The organism is Citrobacter freundii ATCC 8090 = MTCC 1658 = NBRC 12681 (assembly GCF_011064845.1).
GTDB classification, from domain to species: Bacteria; Pseudomonadota; Gammaproteobacteria; order Enterobacterales; family Enterobacteriaceae; genus Citrobacter; species Citrobacter freundii.
The window spans coordinates 4,832,571-4,857,898 of record NZ_CP049015.1 but is presented as its reverse complement, the minus strand read 5'-3'; the positions used below and the strand labels follow the sequence as shown (position 1 = coordinate 4,857,898).

Sequence of the window (25,328 nt, the reverse complement as noted above, 5' to 3'; positions counted from 1 at the left end):
TTTTTTGCATTGGGAGTCCCGGTCATGCTGAGCGCATTTCAACTGGAAAACAATCGTTTAACTCGCCTTGAGGCAGACGAGATCGAGCACCTGGCCAGTTCGGTTTGGGTCGATTTAGTCGAGCCGGATGACGAAGAACGAAACCGTGTGCAAAAGGACTTGGGCCAGAATCTGGCTACGCGCCCTGAACTGGAAGACATCGAAGCATCCGCGCGTTTTTTTGAAGACGAAGACGGTCTGCACATTCACTCCTTCTTCTTTTATGAAGATGCCGACGATCACGCGGGTAACTCAACCGTCGCATTTACTATTCGCGAAGGCCGTCTGTTTACCCTGCGTGAGCGCGAATTGCCGGCCTTTCGCCTGTACCGCATGCGTGCGCGTAACCAGGCTATGGTGGATGGCAATGCCTACGAGCTGTTGCTCGACCTGTTCGAAACCAAAATTGAACAGCTGGCGGATGAGATCGAAAACATCTACAGCGACCTGGAAAAACTCAGCCGTGTGATCATGGAAGGGCGTCAGGGCGATGAATATGACGAAGCGCTGTCGACGCTGGCGGAACTGGAAGATATCGGCTGGAAGGTACGCTTGTGTCTGATGGATACCCAACGTGCACTGAACTTCCTGGTGCGTAAAGCGCGGTTGCCGGGCAGTCAGCTGGAGCAGGCGCGTGAGATCCTGCGCGATATCGAATCTCTGCTGCCGCACAATGAATCGCTGTTCCAGAAGGTTAACTTCCTGATGCAGGCGGCGATGGGTTTTATCAACATCGAGCAGAACCGCATCATCAAGATCTTCTCGGTGGTTTCTGTGGTGTTCCTGCCGCCGACGCTGGTGGCGTCCAGCTATGGGATGAACTTTGAGTTCATGCCGGAACTGCACTGGAGCTTTGGTTATCCTGGGGCGATTGTCTTTATGATGCTCGCCGGTCTGGCGCCGTATCTGTACTTTAAGCGCAAGAACTGGCTGTAATGGCGGTGACTTATCCGGCCTACGGTGATGTGCTTTTGTAGGCCGGATAAGCGAAGCGCCATCCGGCAATCCCCTAGCTCCGACGAACCCGTCGTTGCGTATAAATCGCATCCATCACGAAAATCGCCAGTGCGACCCAGATAAACGCGAAAGTGACCATCTTGTCCGCACCCGGTACTTCACCGTAGAACGTTACCGCCAGCAGGAACATCAGCGTAGGGCCAATGTACTGGAAAAAACCCAGCGTCGACAGACGCAGGCGGGTTGCCGCGCCGGTAAAGCACAGCAGCGGAATGGTGGTCACGACACCCGCAGCAATCAGCAGCAAATTGAGCGACATCGGGTTTTGCCCCATATGGCTGGTTGGGCTGTCGGCAATGCCAAACAGATAGATGGCTGCAACGGGTAAAAGCCACAGGGTTTCGATCAGCATGCCGGTTTGTGCTTCGACCGCAATCTTCTTGCGCACCAGGCCATAGAACGCAAAGCTGAACGCCAGTCCCAGCGCGATGATTGGCAGCGATCCGAAGGTCCACAGCTGTACCAGCACGCCGCATGCGGCTAACAGTACCGCCAGCCACTGCATGCGACGAAAGCGTTCGCCGAGGAAAAGCATTCCCAGCACAATATTCACCAGCGGGTTAATAAAATAGCCGAGGCTGGCTTCCAGCATATGGTGATTATTGACCGCCCAAATGAACAGCAGCCAGTTTCCGCCGATGAGCACCGCCGAGAGCGCCAGCAGGAAGATCTTCTTTGGCGTTTGGAGCAGCGTTTTGACACCCGACCATTGGCGGCTGATGCTCATCAGCACCACCATGAAGAAAAATGACCAGATGACGCGGTGCGTCAGGATCTCATCCGCCGGGACATAGTAAATCAGCTTGAAGTAGGCAGGTGCGATACCCCAAATAAAATAAGCAGCAAGAGCGAGTAACACGCCCTGCCGCGTTTGTTTAGCATCCATCGGGAAAACTCATTGCAGAAATGTAACAGCAGTTTACCTTTTTTTGGCCGCTTACCCCACCATATAAGTGGCGGTTGCGCTGGCAATATAAAGCTGTTCTTCGTTATGCAGTTCCACGCGTGCCACGGCGACTTTATTACCCGCCCGCAGCAGGCTGCTGGTGGCGGTAAAGCGATTCCCTCTCCCTGGACGCAGGTAATCAACGCGCAAATCGATGGTTCCCATGCGTGACATCCGCTGACGCAGTTCGTCCTCACTGATTGTCTCATGGCGGGTTAGCGTACTGCCAACGCACACCAGTCCGGCGGCGACGTCCAGCGCCGAGGCGATCACGCCGCCATGCAAAATGCTTTGCGCCCAGTTGCCGACCATCATCGGTTGGTTATTAAAGGCTAATTGAGCAAATTCTTTCTCATAGCGTTCAAGCTCCAGTCCCAGCGCCCGGTTAAACGGCATATGATAGACAAACATTTCACCCACTAACTTCAGCGCTTCCTCAGCAGTAAGTACGGCAGACATATGATCCCTACATCTTAATAGTTAATGAAATGTTGATATTATGCTTATTATTTGTTGTTTTCTACTTTAGGACGGGATAACTAACGAGGAACTCGCTAAGTATGTAGAATACTTGCCAGATAATTATACAATTCATCAATATTTTGGTTCAGGAGAACAGTACCGATGCGGGCGATTTTGGGATGGTTACTACCAGCAGTCATGCTGCCGTTGACCGCGTATGCGCAGGAAGCGACAGTGAAAGAGATTCATGATGCACCGGCGGTTCGTGGCAGTATTATCGCCAACATGCTGCAGGAACATGACAACCCTTTCACGCTTTATCCTTATGACACTAACTATCTTATCTACACCAATACCAGCGACATGAACAAAGAGGCGATCAGCAGCTATAGCTGGTCCGAAAATGCGCGCAAAGATGAGGTTAAGTTTCAGCTAAGCCTGGCGTTTCCGCTCTGGCGCGGGATATTAGGCCCAAATTCGGTACTCGGCGGCTCCTATACCCAGAAATCCTGGTGGCAGCTTTCTAACAGTGAAGAGTCTTCACCGTTTCGCGAAACCAACTACGAACCGCAATTGTTCCTCGGTTTCGCCACCGACTACCGTTTTGCCGGTTGGACGCTTCGTGATGTCGAAATGGGTTATAACCATGATTCCAACGGCCGCTCCGATCCCACTTCACGTAGCTGGAACCGTCTTTATACTCGCCTGATGGCTGAAAACGGTAACTGGCTGGTGGAAGTTAAGCCGTGGTACGTCATCGGCAGCACTGATGATAACCCGGATATCACAAAATATATGGGCTACTATCAGCTCAAACTGGGTTATCACCTCGGTGACGCCGTCTTAAGTGCGAAAGGTCAGTACAACTGGAATACCGGTTACGGCGGCGCTGAGTTGGGTGTCAGTTACCCCATTACGAAGCATGTGCGTCTTTACACCCAGGTTTACAGCGGTTACGGCGAATCGCTGATTGACTATAACTTCAATCAGACCCGTGTTGGTGTGGGCGTGATGCTCAACGATATCTTCTGATAAGTATTGAGAGTATTTTAATCATTGCAGTTTCTCTCTCAGGCGCTGAAAATAGCGCCTGTTTTTATTTCAGGCTAATGGGGTTAATGTGGCGCAGGCGGAAGTGTTGAATCTGGAAATGGGCGCTAAACAGGTTTTGCAAGAAACCTTTGGCTACCAACAGTTTCGCCCTGGTCAGGAAGAAATCATTGATACCGTGCTCTCTGGTCGCGACTGCCTGGTCGTTATGCCGACCGGCGGCGGTAAATCCCTGTGCTATCAAATTCCCGCATTATTGCTAAACGGACTCACCGTTGTTGTTTCTCCGCTGATTTCCTTGATGAAGGATCAGGTCGATCAACTGCTGGCCAACGGCGTGGCGGCGGCGTGCCTTAACTCTACTCAAAGTCGTGAGCAGCAGCTTGAGGTGATGGCAGGCTGTCGTACAGGACAGATTCGCTTACTGTACATTGCGCCCGAACGCCTGATGCTGGATAACTTCCTTGAGCATCTGGCGCACTGGAATCCGATGCTGCTGGCGGTTGATGAAGCGCACTGTATTTCGCAGTGGGGGCATGATTTCCGCCCCGAATACGCGGCGCTGGGACAGTTGCGCCAACGTTTCCCAACCCTGCCGTTTGTGGCGCTGACCGCGACCGCGGATGAGACAACCCGGCTGGATATTGTGCGTCTGCTGGGACTCAACGACCCGTTAATTCAGATCAGCAGCTTTGACCGCCCGAACATTCGCTACATGTTGATGGAGAAGTTTAAGCCGCTCGATCAGCTGATGCGCTACGTGCAAGAGCAGCGCGGTAAGTCTGGCATTATCTACTGTAACAGTCGCGCTAAAGTCGAGGACACTGCCGCGCGTCTGCAAAGCCGTGGCATCAGCGCCGGGGCTTATCATGCCGGGTTGGAAAATGCCGTACGCGCCGAGGTGCAGGAGAAATTCCAGCGCGACGACCTGCAAATCGTGGTGGCGACCGTGGCGTTCGGTATGGGGATCAACAAACCTAACGTACGCTTCGTGGTGCATTTCGACATTCCGCGCAATATCGAATCCTATTACCAGGAAACCGGCCGCGCCGGGCGTGATGGCCTACCGGCGGAAGCGATGCTGTTTTACGATCCGGCTGATATGGCATGGCTACGCCGTTGCCTCGAAGAGAAACCCGCTGGGCAACTGCTGGATATCGAACGGCATAAGCTCAATGCGATGGGGGCGTTTGCCGAGGCACAAACCTGTCGTCGCCTGGTGCTGCTGAATTATTTTGGCGAAGGGCGTCAGGAGCCGTGTGGTAACTGCGACATCTGCCTCGATCCGCCAAAGCAGTACGACGGACTCATGGATGCGCGTAAAGCGCTGTCGACGATCTACCGTGTTAACCAACGTTTTGGTATGGGCTATGTCGTCGAGGTTCTGCGTGGCGCGAATAACCAGCGTATTCGCGAGCTGGCCCATGACAAACTGCCGGTCTATGGCATTGGACGTGAGCAAAGCCACGAACACTGGGTGAGCGTTATTCGCCAGCTTATTCACCTGGGCCTGGTGACGCAGAATATTGCTCATCACTCCGCGTTACAGTTAACCGAAGCCGCGCGTCCGGTGCTGCGCGGTGAAGTTCCACTACAGCTTGCCGTGCCGCGTATTGTGGCGCTGAAACCGCGCGCGATGCAGAAATCCTTCGGCGGCAACTATGACCGCAAACTGTTCGCCAAATTGCGTAAGCTGCGTAAAGCCATTGCCGATGAAGAGAACATCCCGCCGTACGTGGTGTTCAACGACGCTACGTTGATTGAAATGGCCGAACAAATGCCGGTTTCGCCGAGTGAAATGCTGAGCGTCAACGGCGTGGGAATGCGTAAACTTGAACGTTTTGGCAAAGAGTTTATGGCGCTTATCCGCGCACACGTTGATGGTGATGACGAAGAGTAGTCAGCAGGGCAAAAAAGTGCCAGGATGGTGACTCACTGAACTATTCCCCCGCGAGTCATTTTTATGTTAACGCTATTTTTCACCGTTGCGTTGGTGCATATCGTTGCGCTGATGAGCCCCGGTCCCGATTTCTTTTTTGTTTCTCAAACTGCGGTTAGCCGTTCGCGCAAAGAGGCGATGATGGGCGTGCTGGGTATTACCTGCGGCGTCATGGTCTGGGCTGGCGTGGCACTGCTCGGCCTGCATCTGATTATCGAAAAAATGGCCTGGCTGCACACCATTATTATGGTAGGTGGGGGGCTGTATCTGTGCTGGATGGGTTATCAGATGCTGCGCGGCGCGTTTAAAAAACAGGATGTTGCAGCTCCCACTCCGCAGGTTGAGCTGGCGCAGAGCGGACGCAGCTTCTTGAAAGGTCTGCTGACCAACCTGGCGAACCCTAAAGCCATTATCTATTTTGGCTCCGTCTTCTCATTGTTCGTTGGCGATAACGTGGGAACGGGTGCGCGTTGGGGGATTTTTGCCCTGATTATCGTGGAAACGCTGGCGTGGTTTACCGTGGTCGCCAGCCTGTTTGCGCTGCCGAAGATGCGTCGTGGCTATCAGCGCCTGGCGAAGTGGATTGACGGTTTTGCCGGGGCGCTGTTCGCGGGTTTCGGCATCCACCTGATTATTTCGCGCTAAGTTTGTTACCCGCCTGGGAGTCCCAGGCGGAGTACGGTTTATTGCGCAAGCTTCTGTAATTCATCCTTCGAAAGGCCGGTCATTTCTATAATCGCATCGGTATCAAGACCTCGCTTGAGCATTGCTTTTGCTACATCAGTGAGGGCAATGCGTTTGCCCTCTTCACGGCCTATCTGCTTTAGTTGATCCGCCATTGTCATCAGTTTGTCTCCATGCTGCGGCACACGCTGTGCCAGCTTATACAGTAATGTCTGAACATCTTGTGTATTCCCTGCTTGCACCATGTAGTTTACCAGCACGGTTATTTGTTGTCCGCTCATCTTCTCCAGCATAAACAGGCGGGTAAGTTTATCCAGCAGCTGTGCCATGTCGCGCTGGCGAATATGCTTTTGCACTAATGTCAGCGCCGCCATACTGCGATGCTGCATGATTTCATCATCTGGAATAACCGTCACATCCACCAACGGAAACGGTGTGCTGTAAAGTTGAAGGGCGGTTCCCGAATCCTCAAAGTGATCCAGCCAGTTCATTGAGCCTTGCCATGGGCTTTGCTTGCCATGGTAAAAGAGCACTGGAATCACCAGCGGTAGAGTGTCGTTTCCAGCCTCAAGATGACGTTGCATCGCGGCGATAGCGTAGCGCATCAGGCGAAATGACATATGCTTGTCAGGTGAGCTTTGATGCTCAATAAGCACATGTACATAGCCTTGTCCGCTGGTGGTTTCCAGTGAGTAGAGAATATCGCTGAAATAGGGGCGCAGATCGTCCTCCACAAAACTGCCTGATTCCAGACGGAGCGTTTCCAGTTTGCAGATTTTGATTAACGAGGGAGGAAGATGAAGTTCGATAAAGTCCCGCGCGGTTTCCACGCGGGAGAGGAAGGTCTTAAATACTGCGTCATGGGGTGTCGTTGCTTCCGCCATCGTCCATCATCCGTGAGAAGTGAGAGTGGCGGCATTCTTACACTGGTATTCAACACCTAACAGCGCAGAATAAAAGACTTTTCCTCCTTTGCGGCTAAGTACGGAAAGTCATATTCAGACGTTCATACTGTTAGCATTTCTTTGCGAGTGCCGTTCCATTGGCTAGGCATGCCTTGCCGATGCCAGCAGGGCGCCTATCAGCATAAACAGCGAACCGAACACTTTGTTCAGCGCCTTCATTTGCTTTGGCCCTTTAATCCAGCCAGCAATGCGCGTGGCCAGCGTCGCGTAACCGATCATCACAATGATATCGACCACGATGGTCGTAACGCCAAGCACCACGTACTGCATCAGTTGCGGTTCCTGCGGCAGGATAAACTGCGGGAACAGGGCGGCAAGAAAAACAATGCTCTTGGGGTTGGTCAGATTCACAAAGACCGCGCGTTTGAACAGGCGCCTGCGTGATTGTGTATTCGCCATGGTGTTCAGATCGATAGCGCCCGCAGCCCGCCATTGTTGAATACCCAGCCAAATCAGATAGGCCGCTCCCGCCCACTTCAGCACCTCAAATGCGATCACCGAACGTGAAAATAGCGTTCCCAGCCCCACGCCAACCAAAACGATATGAATGCCCAGCCCGGTCTGTAAACCTGCAATCGACGCGCTGGCACCGCGATAACCATGGCTGATGGCGGTGGTCATAGTGTTGATTGCGCCAGAGCCTGGAGACAAGCTCAAAATAATAGAGGTCAGCAGGTAGGCGAACCACCATTCAAAGGTCATGAGAAACTCCCGGATTGTCTATTTTTATGCCACAATACGCTACTGCCGTTAGGTTGTATCAGCGACGGCGAAAAAAACGATTTTACTTGGTCAGCGAGGCTGGATACCCGATGTTTCAGCAGCAAAAAGACTGGGAAACAAGAGAAAACGCGTTTGCTGCTTTTTCCATGGGGCCACTGACAGATTTCTGGCGTCAGCGGGAAGAAGCGGAATTTACGGGCGTGGATGATATCCCCGTACATTTTGTGCGTTTTCATGCAGAAAAAAACGATCGCGTCATCGTCGTCTGTCCTGGACGCATTGAAAGCTATGTGAAATACGCTGAACTGGCGTATGACCTGTTTCATTCTGGTTTTGACGTGCTCATTATCGATCACCGTGGTCAGGGGCGTTCCGGGCGAATGCTTTCGGATCCGCATCGCGGTCATGTCGATAACTTTAATGACTATGTCGACGATTTAACCGCCTTCTGGCAGCAGGAGGTGCTACCCGGCCCGTGGAGAAAACGCTATATCCTGGCGCATTCAATGGGCGGGGCGATTGCCACGTTATTCCTGCAGCGCCACCCGAATCAGTGTGATGCCATCGCGCTTTGTGCACCGATGTTTGGTATTGTGATGCGCTTTCCCGACTGGATGGTGCGCCACATTCTGGACTGGGCTGAAGGGCATCCGCGGATCCGCGAAGGCTATGCGATGGGAACCGGGCGCTGGCGGGCGCTGCCGTTCGGTATGAATGCGTTAACCCATAGTCGACAGCGCTATCGGCGCAATCTACGCTTCTATGCTGATGAGCCGCGGTTGCGCGTTGGTGGTCCCACCTATCACTGGGTACGCGAAGGGATTCTGGCTGGTGAACAGGTTTTGGCTGGCGCTGGGGATGATGCGACGCCGACGCTGCTGATTCAGGCTGAAGAAGAACGTGTAGTGGATAACCGCATGCACGATCGTTTTTGTGAACTCCGCGCCGCAGCGGGCCATCCTGTAGAAGGAGGTCAGCCGCTTGTCATCAAAGGCGCGTACCATGAGATCCTTTTTGAAAAGGACGCCATGCGCTCAGTCGCGCTTAACGCTATTGTCGAATTTTTCGACAAACATAACTCATCCAGCGGAACCCGCTTTGCCTAGAGGTTTAATTTTCTTATGTATCAGGTTGTTGCGTCTGATTTAGACGGTACGCTGCTTTCCCCCGACCATACTCTGTCCCCCTATGCCAAAGAGACGCTGAAGTTATTGACCGCTCGCGGCGTTAACTTCGTGTTTGCGACTGGCCGTCATCATGTTGATGTGGGGCAAATTCGCGATAACCTCGGCATTAAAACCTACATGATCACGTCCAACGGCGCGCGGGTGCATGATTCTGACGGGAATCTGGTTTTTTCCCATAACCTGGATCGCGACATTGCCAGCGACCTGTTTGGCGTAGTGAATGCAAATCCGGACATCGTGACCAACGTTTATCGCGATGATGAATGGTTTATGAATCGCCATCGTCCGGACGAAATGCGATTCTTCAAAGAAGCAGTGTTTAACTATTCCCTGTTTGAACCTGCATTACTGGAGCCTGAAGGCGTCAGCAAAGTGTTCTTCACCACCGACTCTCACGAAAGACTGCTACCGCTGGAGCAGGCGATTAACGCCCGCTGGGGCGATCGCGTCAACGTCAGCTTCTCTACGCTTACCTGTCTGGAAGTCATGGCGGGCGGCGTGTCGAAAGGTCATGCGCTGGAAGCGGTAGCGAAAGCGATGGGCTACAGCCTGAAAGACTGCATCGCTTTTGGCGATGGGATGAATGATGCGGAAATGCTCTCTATGGCGGGCAAAGGCTGCATCATGGGCAACGCCCACCAGCGCCTGAAGGATCTGCACCCAGAACTGGAAGTCATTGGTCTTAATGCCGACGATGCCGTACCGCACTACCTGCGCGATCTCTTTTTAAAGTGATTGTTCTTTAGTTGACCAGTTGTCAACTAAACTCTCCGCTACAATGGATGTTCCCTGTTCTAAGAGACATCCATTGTGGCGCTACTCATCATTACCACTATTTTGTGGGCCTTTTCCTTCAGCCTGTTTGGCGAGTACCTTGCCGGTCATGTCGATAGCTATTTTGCGGTGCTGGTGCGCGTTGGACTCGCGGCGCTGGTGTTCCTGCCGTTTTTACGAACCCGTGGGCACAGCGTAAAAACGATCGCGCTATATATGCTGGTGGGGGCCATGCAGCTTGGCATTATGTATATGCTGAGTTTTCACGCCTACCTGTATCTGACGGTTTCAGAGCTGTTGCTTTTCACCGTGCTGACGCCGCTCTACATCACGCTGATTTATGACCTGATGAGCGGGCGCCGTTTGCGTTGGAGCTACGCTTTCAGTGCGTTACTGGCGGTGATTGGCGCGGGGATTATTCGTTACGATCAGGTAACCAGCCACTTCTGGACTGGCCTGCTGCTGGTGCAGCTTTCCAACATTAGTTTTGCCATCGGTATGGTGGGCTATAAACGTCTGATGGAAACGCGGCCAATGCCGCAGCACAACGCCTTTGCCTGGTTTTATATGGGGGCCTTTATGGTGGCTGTCGTGGCCTGGTTCATGCTGGGCAATGCGCAAAAAATGCCTGCAACCACGCTACAGTGGGGAATTCTGGTCTTTCTTGGCGTGGCAGCGTCCGGCGTTGGTTACTTTATGTGGAACTACGGTGCGACCCAAGTGGATGCGGGCACACTGGGTATCATGAACAATATGCATGTGCCGGCCGGGCTGTTGGTCAACCTGGCTATCTGGCATCAACAGCCTCACTGGCCAAGCTTCATCATTGGCGCGGCTGTGATAGTGGCCTCACTGTGGGTACATCGAAAGTGGGTCGTTCCGCACTCCGCACAAACGGCAGATGATCGCAGGCGTGATTCCGCGCTGAGCGAATAAACGCTTCTGTGACCGGCTGTCGCTGCTCGCCATCACGCACGGCGGCGTACAGTCGGCTCCACAATCCATCACCCAGGGTTTTAGTCACTACTAAACCCTGGCGTTCAAAACTCTCCACCACCCAGTGCGGTAACGCCGCGATACCCATTCTGGCTGCAACCATCTGAATCAGCAGCAGGGTGTTATCCACGCTCTTCAGCGACGGGCTCACGCCCGCAGGCTGCAGGAAATGCCGCCATACATCCAGTCGACTCCGTTGCACTGGGTAAATGAGCAGCGTCTCGCTGGCCAAATCTTCCGGCGTGATTTGCGTTTTGCTGGCCAACGGATGGTCAGGCGCCAGTACCAGGCGGACTTCAAAATCAAACATCGGTGAGTAGTGCAATCCGCTGCGCGGCAGGATGTCGGAGGTTAATACCAGATCCAGCTCATCCTGCTGTAGCGCTGGTTGCGGATCGAACGTCACGCCGGATTTAAAGTCCATCTCCACCTGTGGCCAGTTGGCACGAAAATTCTCCAGCGCGGGCGTCAGCCATTGAATACAACTGTGACATTCAATTGCGATTCGCAGCCGGGTTTGCTGCGGTTCGTTGCAAGCCTGCAGCGCACGACCAATTTGCGGCAACACCTGATTAGCTAACTGCAGCAGGATTTCTCCCTGCGGCGTAAAGCGCAGAGGCTGGCTTTTACGGATAAAAAGTCGAAAGCCAAGGCGCTGCTCCAGATCGCTGAACTGGTGAGAAAGAGCGGATTGGGTCTGATGCAACGTCGCCGCGGCGGCTGCCAGCGAACCGCTATTCCGCAACGCCTGGAGCGTTTTCAGGTGTTTAATCTCGATCATGAAAGTCCTTCACTTCGGCATGAACAAATTGCGCTTGAGGAATATACAGTAACCGCCAATTATGGATGTGTAAACATCTGGACGGCTAAAATCCTTCGTCTTTTAAATTTATGGTGCGTTGGCTTCGTTTCCCCACCCCAGTCACTTACTTCAGTAAGCTCCTGGGGATGAGTAAACTTGCCGCCTTCCCTAAATTCAAAATCCATAGGATTTACATATAATTAGAGGAAGAAAAATGACAATATTGAATCACACCCTCGGTTTCCCTCGCGTTGGCCTGCGTCGCGAGTTGAAGAAAGCGCAAGAAAGCTACTGGGCGGGAAATTCCTCCCGTGAAGAATTGCTGGCCGTTGGCCGCGAGCTGCGTGCCCGCCACTGGGATCAGCAGAAGCAGGCGGGTGTTGACCTGCTGCCGGTAGGTGATTTTGCCTGGTACGATCACGTGCTGACTACCAGCCTGCTGCTCGGCAACGTTCCGGCTCGTCATCAGAATAAAGACGGCTCGGTCGATATCGATACCTTATTCCGTATTGGCCGTGGCCGCGCACCGACCGGTGAGCCAGCGGCGGCGGCAGAAATGACCAAATGGTTTAACACCAACTATCACTACATGGTACCGGAGTTCACCAAAGGCCAGCAGTTCAAACTGACCTGGACGCAACTGCTGGATGAAGTAGACGAAGCGCTGGCGCTCGGGCATAAGGTGAAACCTGTGCTGCTGGGGCCGGTAACTTACCTGTGGCTGGGGAAAGTGAAGGGCGAACAGTTTGACCGCCTGAGTCTGTTGAACGACATTCTGCCGGTTTACCAGCAGGTGCTGGCGGAGCTGGCAAAACGGGGTATTGAGTGGGTGCAGATTGACGAACCTGCTCTGGTGCTGGAATTACCGCAAGCGTGGCTGGACGCCTTCAAACCAGCTTATGGTGCCTTGCGGGGCCAGGTGAAGCTGCTACTGACCACCTACTTCGAAGGCGTAACGCCAAACCTGGATACCATTACCGCGCTGCCGGTGCAGGGACTGCACGTCGACTTCGTGCACGGTAAAGATGATGTCGCCGAGCTGCACAAACGTCTGCCTGCCGACTGGCTGCTGTCAGCGGGCCTGGTGAACGGGCGCAACGTCTGGCGCGCCGATCTCAGCGAAAAATACGCGCAAATTAAAGATATCGTCGGGAAACGTGACCTGTGGGTGGCTTCTTCCTGCTCCCTGCTGCACAGCCCCATCGATCTCAGCGTGGAAACCCGCCTTGATGCAGAGGTGAAGAGCTGGTTTTCCTTCGCCCTGCAAAAATGCGGCGAGCTGGCGCTGCTGCGTGATGCGTTGAACAGCGGTGATACGGCGGCAATTGTCGAATGGAGCGCACCGATTCAGGCTCGTCGTCACTCTACTCGTGTCCACAACGCTGCAGTGGAAAAACGTCTGGCGGCAATCACCGCCCAGGACAGCCAGCGCGCCAACGCTTATCCGGTTCGTGCCGAGGCGCAACGTGCCCGCTTTAATCTGCCGGCATGGCCGACCACGACTATCGGCTCATTCCCGCAAACCACCGAAATTCGCGGTCTGCGTCTGGACTTCAAAAAGGGCAACCTGGATGCCGGTAACTACCGCACCGGTATTGCGGAACATATCAAACAGGCGATCGCTGAACAGGAGCGTCTGGGGCTCGACGTGCTGGTACACGGTGAAGCCGAACGTAACGACATGGTGGAATACTTTGGTGAGCATCTGGACGGGTTCGTCTTTACCCAGAACGGTTGGGTGCAGAGCTATGGCTCCCGTTGCGTGAAGCCACCGGTAGTCATTGGCGACGTCAGCCGCCCGGAAGCGATCACCGTGGAGTGGGCGAAGTATGCCCAGTCACTGACCGACAAACCGGTAAAAGGTATGCTGACCGGTCCGGTGACCATTCTTTGCTGGTCATTCCCGCGTGAAGACGTGACGCGTGAAACCATCGCGAAGCAGATTGCGCTGGCGTTGCGTGATGAAGTTGCGGATCTGGAAGCAGCGGGGATCGGCATTATCCAGATTGATGAGCCGGCACTGCGTGAAGGTTTACCGCTGCGTCGCAGCGACTGGGCGGCGTATCTGGAGTGGGGCGTGGAAGCCTTTCGCATTAACGCGGCAGTGGCGAAGGATGAAACCCAGATCCACACCCACATGTGTTACTGCGAGTTCAACGACATCATGGACTCCATTGCGGCGCTGGACGCGGACGTGATCACTATTGAGACTTCACGTTCTGATATGGAGCTGCTGGAGTCGTTCGAAGAGTTCGACTATCCGAACGAAATCGGGCCGGGCGTCTACGACATTCACTCGCCGAACGTCCCGAGCGTGGAGTGGATTGAAGCTCTGCTGAAGAAAGCCGAGCAGCGTATTCCGGCTGAGCGTCTGTGGGTGAACCCGGACTGCGGCCTGAAAACGCGCGGCTGGCCGGAAACCCGTGCTGCGCTGGCAAACATGGTTAAAGCGGCGCAGAATCTGCGTCAGGCGTAAAAACAAAACGGAGGCTGATGCCTCCGTTTTGTTTATTGGTTTGCCTGGCGGGAATTATTTCTTCCCACCGTATTGCGCGAACCACTCCAGCATTCTCTGCCAGCCGTCTTTCGCGGACTCTTCGTGATAGCTCGGGCGATAATCGGCGTTGAAGGCATGTCCGGCATCGGGATAGACCACGATTTCCGCTTTCGCATTGGCGGCGCGTAGCGCCTGACGCATTGTTTCAACGGTATCTTGCGGAATGCTGGTATCCTGGGCGCCATAAAGTCCCAAAACGGGGGCGTTAAGATCGGTTGCGATATCAACGGGATGTTTCGGCGAGTTGAGGGTTTTATCACCCACCAGTTTGCCATACCACGCCACCGCCGCTTTTAACTGCGGATTATGTGCGGCATACAGCCAGGTGATGCGTCCACCCCAGCAAAATCCGGTGATCATCAGTTGGTGCGCATCTCCCCCGTTGCGGGAGGCCCAACTGGCGACGTGGTCCAGATCGGCCAGTACCTGAGAGTCAGGCACTTTGGCGACAAGGCCGCTGAGCAACGTGGGGATATCGGCAAAGTCATTGGGATCGCCTTCGCGAAAATAGAGTTCTGGTGCGATAGCCAGATACCCTTCCAGAGCCAGACGGCGGCAAACGTCACGAATGTGCTCATGAATACCAAAAATCTCCTGCACGACAATGACCACGGGAAGCAGTCCATCGGTTTGTTTTGGTCGTGCGTGATACGCTGGCATATCATCGCCTTGTGAAGGTATGGACGTTACACCGGCGATAATTTCGTTATCCGGAGTGTGAACCGTGGTAGACGTCGGTGGAGATACAGCAGGTGCAAAGCCAGATTGTCGTGTTGTCATGGTATTCTCCGTACCCTTAAATATTCAGCCAAAAAGCGCATTGTTAACTATAGACACATGCAACGAACCACATTGCCTTAAACGGGCTATCTTTTGTGCAGGGCTTCCTTACATCGCATCATTTATGTGATACGCATCACTTTTTAATGGTAATTGAATGCAATTGATTTACATCATAGTGATGACTGTCACGAAAATATGTTCATGCCTTCGGTAAAGTGTGTTTTTGCTTCTTCTGACAAAACCGATTCACAGAGGAGTTTTTATGTCTAAGTCTGATGTTTTTCATCTCGGCCTCACTAAGAGCGACTTACAAGGGGCTACGCTTGCTATCGTCCCTGGCGACCCGGAGCGTGTGGAAAAGATCGCCGCGCTGATGGATAAGCCGGTTAAGCTGGCATCTCATCGCGAGTTCACTACCTGGCGTGCTGAGCTGGATGGTAAAGCCGTGATCGTTTGCTCTACCGGTATCGGCGGCCCGTCAACCTCTATTGCCGTTGAAGAACTGGCACAACTGGGCATTCGTACCTTCCTGCGTATCGGTACGACTGGCGCTATCCAGCCGCATATCAATGTAGGTGATGTCCTGGTCACCACGGCGTCTGTCCGTCTGGACGGCGCAAGCCTGCACTTCGCGCCAATGGAGTTCCCGGCCGTTGCGGACTTCGAGTGCACCACCGCGCTGGTGGAAGCGGCGAAATCTATCGGCGCCACTACCCACGTGGGCGTTACCGCATCTTCTGACACCTTCTACCCGGGCCAGGAACGTTACGACACCTTCTCTGGTCGCGTCGTGAGCCGTTTCAAAGGCTCGATGGAAGAGTGGCAGTCTATGGGCGTTATGAACTACGAAATGGAATCTGCCACGCTGCTGACCATGTGCGCAAGCCAGGGTCTGCGTGCCGGTATGGTCGCGGGTGTTATCGTGAACCGTACTCAGCAAGAGATCCCTAATGCGGAAACGATGAAACAAACAGAAAGCCATGCGGTAAAAATCGTGGTGGAAGCTGCGCGTCGTTTACTGTAATTCTCCCGTCTATTCAAAAAGGCCGACGCGTTCGGCCTTTTTATTTTGCGTAGTACCTCGCAGGAAATTCCTTTTAAACTGGACGTTTATACAGCACAATTCTATTTTGTGCGGGTAAGTCGTTGCTGTAAGGGGGCGTTGTGGATATTTCAATTATGATGAGTGCCGTGTTGGCGTTAGCCGCAGGGCTGCTGGTTGGGTGGCTGGCAACAAAAGCGCACGCCGACAGAATCCGTGCCGATCTCATCGAAGAACGACGTGAACTGGATATCGCGCTAAGTGCCGCCCGGCAACAACTCTCACAGGAAGCCCACTGGCGTGATGAGTGCGAACTGCTTAATAACGAATTGCGCAGCCTGCACAGTATCAACACCTCTCTGGAAGCTGATCTCCGTGAAGTCACTACCCGGCTGGAAGCAACGCAACAGCATGCGGAAGATAAGATCCGTCAGATGATCAACAGCGAACAGCGCCTGAGCGAGCAGTTTGAAAATCTGGCGAACCGTATATTCGAGCACAGCAATCGCCGCGTAGATGAGCAAAATCGCCAAAGCCTGAACAGCCTGCTGGCACCGCTTCGCGAACAATTGGACGGATTTCGACGCCAGATTCAGGACAGCTTTGGTAAAGAGGCACAGGAACGTCATACTCTGGCGCACGAAATTCGTAATCTCCAGCAACTGAATGCGCAGATGGCACAGGAAGCGGTAAACCTGACGCGGGCATTAAAAGGCGATAACAAAACGCAGGGTAACTGGGGCGAGGTCGTACTCACGCGGGTGCTTGAGGCTTCCGGTCTGCGCGAAGGCTATGAATACGAAACCCAGGTCAGCATCGAAAACGACGCCCGTTCGCGGATGCAGCCAGATGTTATTGTCCGATTACCGCAGGGCAAAGATGTGGTGATTGATGCGAAAATGACGCTGGTCGCCTATGAACGCTATTTTAACGCTGAAGATGAATTCACCCGCGAGAGCGCGTTGCAGGAGCACATCGCCTCGGTGCGCAACCACATTCGTCTGCTGGGCCGCAAAGACTATCAGCAGCTTCCGGGGCTGCGTACGCTTGACTATGTTCTGATGTTTATCCCCGTTGAGCCCGCTTTTTTGCTGGCGCTCGACAGACAGCCCGAACTGATTACCGAAGCGCTTAGAAATAACATTATGCTGGTGAGCCCTACCACGCTGTTGGTGGCATTGCGCACGATTGCCAACCTGTGGCGCTACGAGCATCAGAGTCGTAATGCGCAACAAATTGCCGATCGGGCCAGCAAACTTTATGACAAGATGCGGTTGTTTGTGGATGATATGTCGGCAATAGGTCAAAGCCTGGACAAAGCCCAGGATAATTACCGACAGGCGATGAAAAAACTCTCTTCCGGTCGTGGAAACGTCCTGTCGCAGGCAGAAGCGTTTCGCAGTTTAGGTGTAGAAATTAAGCGCGAGATTAATCCTGAGCTGGCTGAGCAAGCCACTACGCAGGATGAAGAATACCGCTTGCGCTCGGTCCCTGAGACGCAACAAGATGCATCTTGCCCCGATGGTGAAGCGGTAAATCAGCAATCAAACTAGTCCATTTGGGGTAGTTGAACCCGGCAGAAGGGTAGGGCAAATTGGCCCAATCTGTTACACTTCTCGAACATTTTTTGGATGAGCAGGCACTGAGATGGTGGATAATTCACAAGAAACGACGCACTTTGGCTTTCAGACCGTCGCTAAAGAGCAGAAAGCTGACATGGTGGCCCACGTTTTTCATTCTGTGGCCTCTAAATATGACGTTATGAATGACTTAATGTCATTTGGCATTCATCGTTTGTGGAAGCGCTTCACCATTGACTGCAGTGGCGTGCGTCGCGGGCAAACCGTTCTCGATTTAGCAGGCGGTACCGGCGATCTGACGGCGAAATTCTCTCGCATGGTAGGCGAAACCGGCAAAGTTGTGCTGGCGGATATCAATGACTCAATGCTCAAAATGGGTCGCGAAAAGCTGCGCAATATTGGTGTGGTGGGTAACGTTGAGTACGTTCAGGCGAATGCGGAAGCACTACCTTTCCCTGACAACACGTTTGACTGCATCACCATCTCTTTCGGTCTGCGCAACGTTACGGATAAAGACAAAGCATTACGCTCCATGTACCGCGTATTGAAGCCGGGCGGACGTCTACTGGTGCTGGAATTCTCCAAGCCGATTATCGAACCGTTGAGCAAAGCCTACGACGCGTACTCTTTCCATGTTCTGCCGCGTATAGGTTCAATGGTAGCAAGCGATGCGGACAGCTATCGCTATCTGGCGGAATCCATCCGCATGCATCCCGATCAGGACACCTTAAAAGCAATGATGCAAGATGCCGGGTTCGAAAGCGTTGATTACTACAACCTGACAGCAGGTGTCGTTGCGCTGCATCGTGGTTACAAGTTCTGACAGGAGAGTGGGGATGCCTTTAAAACCCTTAGTGACCGCAGGCGTTGAAAATCTGCTCAACACCTTTCTGTACCGCTCTCCTGCGCTCAAGTCAGCCAGAACGCGTTTACAGGGCAAAGTGCTACGTGTTGATCTCAAAGGATTTTCAACATCGTTAGTCCTGGTGTTTAGTGAGCGCCAGGTCGATGTGCTGGGGGCGTGGGAAGGCGAAGCCGATTGCACCGTAATCACATATGCCAGTGTGTTACCGAAATTGCGTGACAGACAGCAACTCACCACGCTTATCCGCAGCGGTGAACTGGAAGTCCAGGGTGATATCCAGGTAGTACAGAACTTTGTTGCGCTGGCCGATCTGGCCGAGTTGGATCCTGCAGAACTGTTAGCACCCTATACCGGCGATATCGTCGCGGAAGGGGTCAGCAAAGTCTTGCGTGGTGGAGCGAAGTTCCTGTGCCATAACTTTCAGCGCCAGCAGCGCTATGTCGCCGAAGCGATCACCGAAGAGTGGCGCATGGCTCCTGGCCCACTAGAGGTTGCATGGTTTGCTGAAGAAACGGCAGCCGTTGAGCGCGCGGTTGAATCTCTGGCCAAACGGCTGGAAAAACTGGAGGCCAAATGACGCCAGGTGAAGTACGGCGCCTTTATTTCATCATTCGCACTTTTTTAAGCTACGGTCTTGATGAACTCATCCCCAAAATGCGAATCACGCTGCCGCTTAGGTTGTGGCGATACTCGTTGTTCTGGATGCCCAACCGACATAAAGACAAACCGCTGGGAGAAAGGCTGAGACTGGCTTTACAGGAACTCGGCCCGGTGTGGATCAAGTTTGGGCAGATGCTCTCCACCCGTCGTGACCTTTTCCCTCCGCACATCGCCGATCAGCTTGCGCTATTGCAGGATCGTGTTGCCCCGTTTGATGGGCTTAGAGCGAAAAAACAAATCGAAGAGGCCATGGGCGGGCTGCCCGTCGAGGAATGGTTTGATGATTTTGAAATCACGCCGCTGGCATCTGCGTCTGTTGCTCAGGTTCACACTGCGCGATTGAAATCGAATGGCAAAGAGGTGGTGATCAAAGTTATTCGCCCGGACATACTGCCGGTCATCAAAGCGGATTTAAAACTGATCTACCGCCTGGCTCGTTGGGTTCCTCGTCTGCTGCCAGATGGGCGTCGCCTGCGACCAACAGAAGTCGTCCGTGAATATGAAAAAACGTTGATTGATGAGCTAAATCTGCTGCGCGAATCGGCGAACGCCATTCAGCTACGACGTAATTTTGAAGATAGCCCGATGCTGTACATCCCGGAAGTGTATTCCGACTATTGCAGTCAGAACATGATGGTGATGGAGCGCATTTACGGTATCCCGGTTTCAGATGTCACCACGCTTGAGAAGAACGGCACCAATATGAAGTTGCTGGCTGAGCGTGGTGTTCAGGTCTTCTTTACTCAGGTATTCCGCGACAGCTTTTTCCATGCGGATATGCATCCCGGGAACATTTTTGTCAGTTACGAGCACCCTGAAAACCCGAAATACATTGGTATTGATTGTGGGATTGTGGGCTCTTTAAACAAAGAAGATAAGCGTTACCTGGCTGAAAACTTCATTGCGTTCTTTAACCGCGATTACCGCAAAGTTGCTGAACTGCACGTGGATTCTGGTTGGGTTCCACCGGATACCAACGTAGAAGAGTTTGAATTTGCTATTCGTACCGTGTGCGAGCCGATTTTTGAAAAACCGCTGGCGGAGATTTCCTTTGGTCATGTGCTGTTGAATTTGTTCAACACTGCGCGCCGCTTCAATATGGAAGTCCAGCCTCAACTGGTATTGCTACAGAAGACGCTGCTGTACGTTGAGGGTGTCGGACGACAGCTCTACCCGCAATTAGATTTGTGGAAAACGGCTAAGCCATTCCTCGAATCCTGGATTAAAGATCAGGTTGGTATTCCGGCGCTCGTTAGGGCATTTAAAGAAAAAGCACCGTTCTGGGTCGAAAAAATGCCAGAAATACCTGAACTGGTGTATGACAGTTTGCGCCAGGGCAAATATTTACAGCACAGTGTTGATAAGATTGCCCGCGAGCTTCACGCGAATCATGTACGCCAGGGACAATCCCGTTATTTATTGGGCATTGGCGCAACATTGTTGCTAAGTGGAACATTCCTGCTGGTAAGCCGCCCTGAGTGGGGGCTTATGCCGGGCTGGTTGATGGCAGGCGGTGTCTTAGCCTGGTTAATCGGCTGGCGCAAAATGCGCTGAATTTTTCATCGCCCAAGGCAGGCCGTGTAACGTATACTACGGCCTTATTAATTCATCATCTATGACAGAGGAACATGTATGGGTGGTATCAGTATTTGGCAGTTGTTGATCATTGCCGTCATCGTTGTACTGCTATTTGGCACCAAGAAACTCGGCTCCATCGGTTCCGATCTTGGCGCATCGATTAAAGGCTTCAAAAAAGCGATGGGTGATGATGAGCCTAAGCAAGATAAAACCAGCCAGGACGCTGATTTTACAGCTAAATCCATCACCGATAAGCAGGGCGAAGTGAAAAAGGAAGACGCCAAAAGCCAAGATAAAGAGCAGGTATAATCCGTGTTTGATATCGGTTTTAGCGAACTGTTATTGGTGTTCGTGATCGGCCTCATTGTTCTGGGGCCGCAACGATTACCCGTAGCGGTAAAAACGGTTGCTGGCTGGGTTCGCGCTTTGCGTTCCCTTGCAACTACTGTTCAGAATGAACTGACCCAGGAGCTTAAGCTTCAGGAGTTTCAGGACAGCCTGAAGAAAGTAGAGAAAGCGAGCCTGACAAATCTAACCCCGGAGCTGAAAGCGTCAATGGATGAGCTGCGTGAAGCGGCGGAATCGATGAAGCGTTCTTACAGCGTGCACGATCCTGAGAAAGCGAGCGATGAAGCGCACACTATCCATAATCCGGTGGTGAAAGAAGGTGAAGCGCAGCGAGAAGGGGTCACCCCTGCCGCCGCTGAAAATCAGGCCAGTTCGCCGGAGCAAAAACCGGAATCCACGGGTGCTAAAACGCCAGAGCCGACGGAAAACACTTCCGCTACGTTGATGGATGCAGAAAAGAAAGCTGCCGCACCTGTTGTCGAATCCTCACCCTCGTCGAGTGATAAACCGTAAACATGTCTGTAGAAGATACCCAACCGCTCATCACGCATCTTATTGAGCTGCGTAAGCGACTCCTGAACTGCATTATTGCGGTAATCGTGATCTTTCTGGCGTTGGTTTATTTTGCCAACGACATTTACCATATGGTTGCGGCACCGCTGATTAAACAGATGCCGCAGGGTGCAACGATGATCGCCACCGATGTGGCTTCGCCGTTCTTTACGCCAATCAAGTTGACCTTCATGGTGTCGCTGATCCTGTCAGCGCCAGTGATCCTCTACCAGGTATGGGCATTCATTGCGCCTGCTTTGTACAAACATGAACGTCGCCTGGTTGTGCCGCTGCTGGTCTCCAGTTCGTTGCTGTTCTACATCGGCATGGCATTCGCCTATTTTGTTGTCTTCCCGTTGGCGTTTGGTTTTCTGGCCAACACGGCTCCGCAAGGCGTACAGGTATCAACGGACATTGCCAGCTATCTCAGTTTCGTCATGGCTCTGTTTATGGCTTTCGGGGTCTCTTTTGAGGTCCCTGTCGCCATTGTGCTGCTATGCTGGATGGGCATTACGACGCCAGACGATTTACGCAAGAAGCGTCCTTACGTTGTGGTAGGGGCATTTGTCGTCGGGATGTTACTGACCCCGCCAGATGTCTTCTCGCAAACGTTGTTGGCGATACCGATGTACTGCCTGTTTGAAGTGGGCGTTTTCTTCTCTCGTTTCTATGTCGGCAAGCGACGTACGCGAGATGAGGACAACGAGGCTGAAGAAGCAAAAGAAGCCGAAGCCACCGAGAAAACAGAAGAGTAAATTCAACCGCCCGTCAGGGCGGTTGTCATATGGGAGGTAGCATGTTTGACATTGGCGTTAATTTAACCAGTTCACAATTTGCAAAAGACAGGGATGATGTTGTGGCGCGCGCCTTTGCTGCGGGCGTAAACGGTATGCTTCTGACCGGAACAAACCTGCACGAAAGCCAGCAGGCGCTAAAGTTGGCACAGCATTATCCGCATTGCTGGTCCACGGCTGGCGTGCACCCGCATGACAGCAGCCAATGGCAATCCTCAACGGAAGACGAGATTATCGCGCTGGCAAACCAGTCTGAGGTGGTCGCTATTGGCGAGTGCGGTCTGGATTTCAATCGCAATTTCTCCACGCCGCAGGAGCAGGAACGTGCTTTTGAGGCGCAGTTGCGCATTGCTGCTGAACTGCAGATGCCGATTTTCATGCATTGTCGGGATGCCCATGAGCGTTTTCTGACGTTGCTGGAGCCGTGGCTGGATAGCCTCCCAGGCGCGGTGCTGCACTGTTTTACCGGAACGCGACAGGAGATGCAGGACTGCGTGGACCGGGGACTCTATATCGGTATCACCGGCTGGGTCTGTGATGAGCGCCGGGGGATGGAACTGCGGGAACTGCTGCCGTTTATTCCGGTGGAAAGGCTGCTGATTGAAACCGATGCGCCTTACCTGCTCCCTCGCGACTTAACGCCTAAACCGACGTCACGGCGCAATGAACCGGCGCACCTGCCACATATTCTTGAGCGTATTGCCCACTGGCGCGGGGAAGATCCTCAATGGCTGTCAGCAACCATTGATGCTAACGTCCGAACACTGTTCGAAGTGACCTTCTAAACGGCTTAAATTTTTCGAAAGCCGGTATTTTTCACGCTCTGCTTAACCTCTTTATTCAACAGGTTAAGCAGTAGCATGGAACGTGCTTCGCCATCCGGTTCGGTGAAGATCGCTTTTAGCCCCTCAAACGCCCCTTCAGTAATAATCACGCTGTCCCCTGGCTGAGGAGTTTGCGGGTCAACAATTCCTTCAGGCTTGTAGATAGAAAGCTGGTGAATAACGGGAGAAGGAACTGTCGCAGGCGTCGCGCCAAAACGGACGAAATGGCTGACACCACGCGTGGCATTGATAGTGGTGGTGTGGATCACTTCCGGGTCGAACTCGACAAACATGTAATTAGGGAATAGTGGTTCACTGACTGTGGTACGTTTACCGCGCACTATTTTTTCCAGGGTGATCATAGGCGTCAGGCAGTTCACCGCCTGCCTTTCCAGGTGTTCCTGGGCTCGCTGAAGTTGCCCACGTTTGCAGTACAGTAAATACCAGGATTGCATAATAACTCTTATCCGCTTGTTCTGAGCGCCAGCATAGCAAAAGCCATGCGTTAAGTTAATTATACCCGCCTCAACGCAGGCTGAAACCCAATGGGTATATACTCCCAAGGCTTATATGTATCGCCAGAGTTCACGCTAATTTAACAAAAATACAGCATCACAATGATGAACGCCGTATAATGAAGCGCTTACGAAGAGGCCACAATGGACGCCATGAAATATCACGATTTACGCGACTTCCTGACGCTGCTTGAACAGCAGGGTGAGCTCAAACGCATTTCGCTTGAGGTGGATCCCCACCTGGAAATTACTGAAATTGCCGATCGCACTCTGCGTGCCGGTGGGCCTGCCTTACTGTTTGAGAATCCGAAAGGCTATTCAATGCCGGTGCTGTGTAACCTGTTTGGCACACCAAAGCGTGTTGCGATGGGGATGGGACAAGAAGATGTCTCGGCGCTACGAGAAGTCGGTAAACTGTTGGCGTTTTTGAAAGAGCCAGAGCCACCGAAAGGATTCCGCGATCTGTTTGATAAGCTGCCGCAGTTTAAGCAGGTGTTGAACATGCCGACTAAGCGGTTGCGTGGTGCGCCTTGTCAGCAAAAAATCTACTCAGGCGATGACGTTGATTTAAACCGCATTCCGATTATGACCTGCTGGCCGGAAGATGCCGCGCCGCTGATTACCTGGGGACTCACCGTCACGCGTGGTCCGCATAAAGAGCGGCAGAATCTGGGCATCTATCGCCAGCAGCTGATTGGTAAAAACAAGCTTATTATGCGCTGGTTGTCCCATCGCGGCGGCGCGCTTGATTATCAGGAGTGGTGCGCGGCGCATCCTGGTGAACGTTTCCCGGTTTCAGTGGCGTTGGGGGCAGATCCTGCGACCATTCTGGGGGCTGTGACACCCGTTCCTGATACATTATCCGAGTACGCATTTGCCGGGCTGTTGCGCGGTACCAAGACCGAAGTGGTCAAATGTATTTCCAACGACCTGGAAGTGCCTGCCAGCGCAGAAATCGTACTGGAAGGGTACATCGAACCGGGCGAGCTGGCTCCAGAAGGGCCCTATGGCGATCATACCGGCTACTACAACGAAGTAGATAATTTCCCGGTCTTTACCGTCACCCACATTACCCAGCGTGAAGATGCTATTTATCACTCTACCTATACCGGACGTCCGCCTGATGAGCCAGCAGTGCTCGGCGTGGCGCTGAACGAAGTATTCGTTCCTATTCTGCAAAAGCAGTTCCCGGAAATCGTCGATTTTTACCTGCCTCCGGAAGGCTGTTCATATCGTCTGGCCGTGGTGACGATGAAAAAACAGTACGCAGGCCATGCCAAACGCGTCATGATGGGTGTTTGGTCGTTTTTGCGTCAGTTCATGTACACCAAATTTGTTATTGTCTGCGATGATGACGTTAACGCGCGCGACTGGAATGATGTAATTTGGGCTATTACTACCCGTATGGACCCCGCCCGGGATACGGTACTGGTAGAGAATACGCCAATTGATTACCTGGACTTTGCCTCGCCGGTTTCCGGCCTTGGTTCAAAAATGGGGCTGGATGCCACAAATAAATGGCCGGGCGAAACCCAACGCGAATGGGGACGTCCGATTAAAAAAGATCCTGAAGTGATTGCGCGTATTGACGCAATTTGGGATGAACTGGCCATCTTTAATGACGGCAAAAGCGCCTGAGGCGCGAT

At 52.9% G+C, this 25,328-nt stretch carries 25 protein-coding genes; 18 read left to right on the top strand and 7 right to left on the bottom strand.

Annotated elements, in window-relative coordinates:
- Nucleotides 1-24 precede the first annotated feature (24 nt).
- Nucleotides 25-975, top strand: coding sequence for a magnesium/cobalt transporter CorA (gene corA / locus G4551_RS23260; protein ID WP_003017920.1), 951 nt, complete (start codon nt 25-27; stop codon nt 973-975).
- Nucleotides 976-1,048: 73 nt separating this feature from the next.
- On the opposite strand, the gene rarD is transcribed toward corA, so the two are convergent.
- Entirely contained in the window at nt 1,049-1,942 is an 894-nt protein-coding gene (gene rarD, locus G4551_RS23255; protein WP_003841213.1) for an EamA family transporter RarD, read from the bottom strand.
- Nucleotides 1,943-1,993: 51 nt separating this feature from the next.
- Complete coding sequence (yigI, locus tag G4551_RS23250) at nt 1,994-2,461, bottom strand: acyl-CoA thioesterase YigI (RefSeq protein ID WP_003017917.1); 468 nt, start codon at nt 2,459-2,461, stop codon at nt 1,994-1,996.
- A gap of 165 nt (nt 2,462-2,626) precedes the next feature.
- On the opposite strand from yigI, the gene pldA reads away from it, so the two are divergent.
- The 3 genes from pldA (at nt 2,627) to rhtC (ending at nt 6,098) form a co-directional block, all read left to right on the top strand.
- The gene (pldA, locus tag G4551_RS23245; protein ID WP_003017916.1) at nt 2,627-3,496 is read left to right on the top strand and encodes a phospholipase A; all 870 of its coding nucleotides are present in this window, start codon (nt 2,627-2,629) and stop codon (nt 3,494-3,496) included.
- An 88-nt stretch (nt 3,497-3,584) separates the two neighbouring features.
- A complete protein-coding gene (gene recQ / locus G4551_RS23240) occupies nt 3,585-5,414 on the top strand; it encodes an ATP-dependent DNA helicase RecQ (protein ID WP_003841217.1) in 1,830 nt (609 codons plus the stop codon).
- Between the two features lie 63 nt (nt 5,415-5,477).
- Nucleotides 5,478-6,098: a threonine export protein RhtC gene (gene rhtC, locus G4551_RS23235; RefSeq protein ID WP_003828942.1), complete on the top strand. Its 621-nt coding sequence runs from the start codon at nt 5,478-5,480 to the stop codon at nt 6,096-6,098.
- Between the two features lie 38 nt (nt 6,099-6,136).
- Here the strand turns inward: rhtC and G4551_RS23230 are convergent, their stop codons facing one another.
- Nucleotides 6,137-7,021: an Rpn family recombination-promoting nuclease/putative transposase gene (locus G4551_RS23230; protein WP_003841219.1), complete on the bottom strand. Its 885-nt coding sequence runs from the start codon at nt 7,019-7,021 to the stop codon at nt 6,137-6,139.
- A gap of 162 nt (nt 7,022-7,183) precedes the next feature.
- Nucleotides 7,184-7,804 (bottom strand): homoserine/homoserine lactone efflux protein, encoded by a 621-nt coding sequence (gene rhtB / locus G4551_RS23225; protein ID WP_003841220.1) that lies wholly within the window; start codon nt 7,802-7,804, stop codon nt 7,184-7,186.
- Nucleotides 7,805-7,914: 110 nt separating this feature from the next.
- Here rhtB and pldB point away from each other — a divergent pair, with 110 nt between their 5' ends.
- From pldB to G4551_RS23210, 3 genes are all read left to right on the top strand, one after another.
- Complete coding sequence (pldB, locus tag G4551_RS23220) at nt 7,915-8,931, top strand: lysophospholipase L2 (protein ID WP_003017911.1); 1,017 nt, start codon at nt 7,915-7,917, stop codon at nt 8,929-8,931.
- 15 nt (nt 8,932-8,946) lie between these two features.
- Entirely contained in the window at nt 8,947-9,747 is an 801-nt protein-coding gene (gene yigL, locus G4551_RS23215; protein WP_003017910.1) for a sugar/pyridoxal phosphate phosphatase YigL, read from the top strand.
- Nucleotides 9,748-9,822: 75 nt separating this feature from the next.
- Nucleotides 9,823-10,722: a carboxylate/amino acid/amine transporter gene (locus tag G4551_RS23210; RefSeq protein WP_003841223.1), complete on the top strand. Its 900-nt coding sequence runs from the start codon at nt 9,823-9,825 to the stop codon at nt 10,720-10,722.
- Here the strand turns inward: G4551_RS23210 and metR are convergent.
- The gene (metR, locus tag G4551_RS23205) at nt 10,610-11,563 is read right to left on the bottom strand and encodes an HTH-type transcriptional regulator MetR (protein ID WP_003841224.1); all 954 of its coding nucleotides are present in this window, start codon (nt 11,561-11,563) and stop codon (nt 10,610-10,612) included. The genes G4551_RS23210 and metR overlap by 113 nt on opposite strands.
- 235 nt (nt 11,564-11,798) lie before the next feature.
- Here metR and metE point away from each other — a divergent pair, with 235 nt between their 5' ends.
- Nucleotides 11,799-14,060, top strand: a complete 2,262-nt coding sequence (metE, locus tag G4551_RS23200) for a 5-methyltetrahydropteroyltriglutamate--homocysteine S-methyltransferase (RefSeq protein ID WP_003841226.1) — start codon at nt 11,799-11,801, stop codon at nt 14,058-14,060.
- A 54-nt stretch (nt 14,061-14,114) separates the two neighbouring features.
- On the opposite strand, the gene G4551_RS23195 is transcribed toward metE, so the two are convergent.
- A complete protein-coding gene (locus tag G4551_RS23195; RefSeq protein WP_032938484.1) occupies nt 14,115-14,921 on the bottom strand; it encodes a dienelactone hydrolase family protein in 807 nt (268 codons plus the stop codon).
- Between the two features lie 265 nt (nt 14,922-15,186).
- Here G4551_RS23195 and udp point away from each other — a divergent pair, with 265 nt between their 5' ends.
- The 9 genes from udp to tatD all read left to right on the top strand — a co-directional run bounded on the left by udp (nt 15,187) and on the right by tatD (nt 23,128).
- Nucleotides 15,187-15,948, top strand: coding sequence for a uridine phosphorylase (udp, locus tag G4551_RS23190; RefSeq protein WP_003017903.1), 762 nt, complete (start codon nt 15,187-15,189; stop codon nt 15,946-15,948).
- Nucleotides 15,949-16,088: 140 nt separating this feature from the next.
- On the top strand, nt 16,089-17,519 hold the full coding sequence (gene rmuC / locus G4551_RS23185) for a DNA recombination protein RmuC (RefSeq protein WP_003841232.1): 1,431 nt from the start codon (nt 16,089-16,091) through the stop codon (nt 17,517-17,519).
- Between the two features lie 94 nt (nt 17,520-17,613).
- The gene (gene ubiE / locus G4551_RS23180; RefSeq protein WP_003017897.1) at nt 17,614-18,369 is read left to right on the top strand and encodes a bifunctional demethylmenaquinone methyltransferase/2-methoxy-6-polyprenyl-1,4-benzoquinol methylase UbiE; all 756 of its coding nucleotides are present in this window, start codon (nt 17,614-17,616) and stop codon (nt 18,367-18,369) included.
- A 13-nt stretch (nt 18,370-18,382) separates the two neighbouring features.
- Nucleotides 18,383-18,988, top strand: coding sequence for a ubiquinone biosynthesis protein UbiJ (gene ubiJ / locus G4551_RS23175; RefSeq protein WP_003017894.1), 606 nt, complete (start codon nt 18,383-18,385; stop codon nt 18,986-18,988).
- On the top strand, nt 18,985-20,625 hold the full coding sequence (gene ubiB, locus G4551_RS23170; protein WP_003841233.1) for a ubiquinone biosynthesis regulatory protein kinase UbiB: 1,641 nt from the start codon (nt 18,985-18,987) through the stop codon (nt 20,623-20,625). The genes ubiJ and ubiB overlap by 4 nt, the downstream gene beginning before the upstream one ends.
- A 78-nt stretch (nt 20,626-20,703) precedes the next feature.
- Entirely contained in the window at nt 20,704-20,958 is a 255-nt protein-coding gene (gene tatA, locus G4551_RS23165) for a Sec-independent protein translocase subunit TatA (RefSeq protein WP_003017888.1), read from the top strand.
- Between the two features lie 3 nt (nt 20,959-20,961).
- Nucleotides 20,962-21,510, top strand: a complete 549-nt coding sequence (gene tatB, locus G4551_RS23160) for a Sec-independent protein translocase protein TatB (protein ID WP_003841235.1) — start codon at nt 20,962-20,964, stop codon at nt 21,508-21,510.
- A 2-nt stretch (nt 21,511-21,512) separates the two neighbouring features.
- The gene (tatC, locus tag G4551_RS23155; protein WP_003017884.1) at nt 21,513-22,304 is read left to right on the top strand and encodes a Sec-independent protein translocase subunit TatC; all 792 of its coding nucleotides are present in this window, start codon (nt 21,513-21,515) and stop codon (nt 22,302-22,304) included.
- Nucleotides 22,305-22,345: 41 nt separating this feature from the next.
- Complete coding sequence (gene tatD, locus G4551_RS23150; RefSeq protein ID WP_003841237.1) at nt 22,346-23,128, top strand: 3'-5' ssDNA/RNA exonuclease TatD; 783 nt, start codon at nt 22,346-22,348, stop codon at nt 23,126-23,128.
- Between the two features lie 5 nt (nt 23,129-23,133).
- Here tatD and rfaH read toward each other — a convergent pair whose 3' ends face one another.
- Nucleotides 23,134-23,622, bottom strand: coding sequence for a transcription/translation regulatory transformer protein RfaH (gene rfaH / locus G4551_RS23145; protein WP_003017881.1), 489 nt, complete (start codon nt 23,620-23,622; stop codon nt 23,134-23,136).
- A gap of 204 nt (nt 23,623-23,826) precedes the next feature.
- Here rfaH and ubiD point away from each other — a divergent pair, with 204 nt between their 5' ends.
- Nucleotides 23,827-25,320 (top strand): 4-hydroxy-3-polyprenylbenzoate decarboxylase, encoded by a 1,494-nt coding sequence (gene ubiD, locus G4551_RS23140; protein WP_003841240.1) that lies wholly within the window; start codon nt 23,827-23,829, stop codon nt 25,318-25,320.
- Nucleotides 25,321-25,328: the final 8 nt, after the last annotated feature.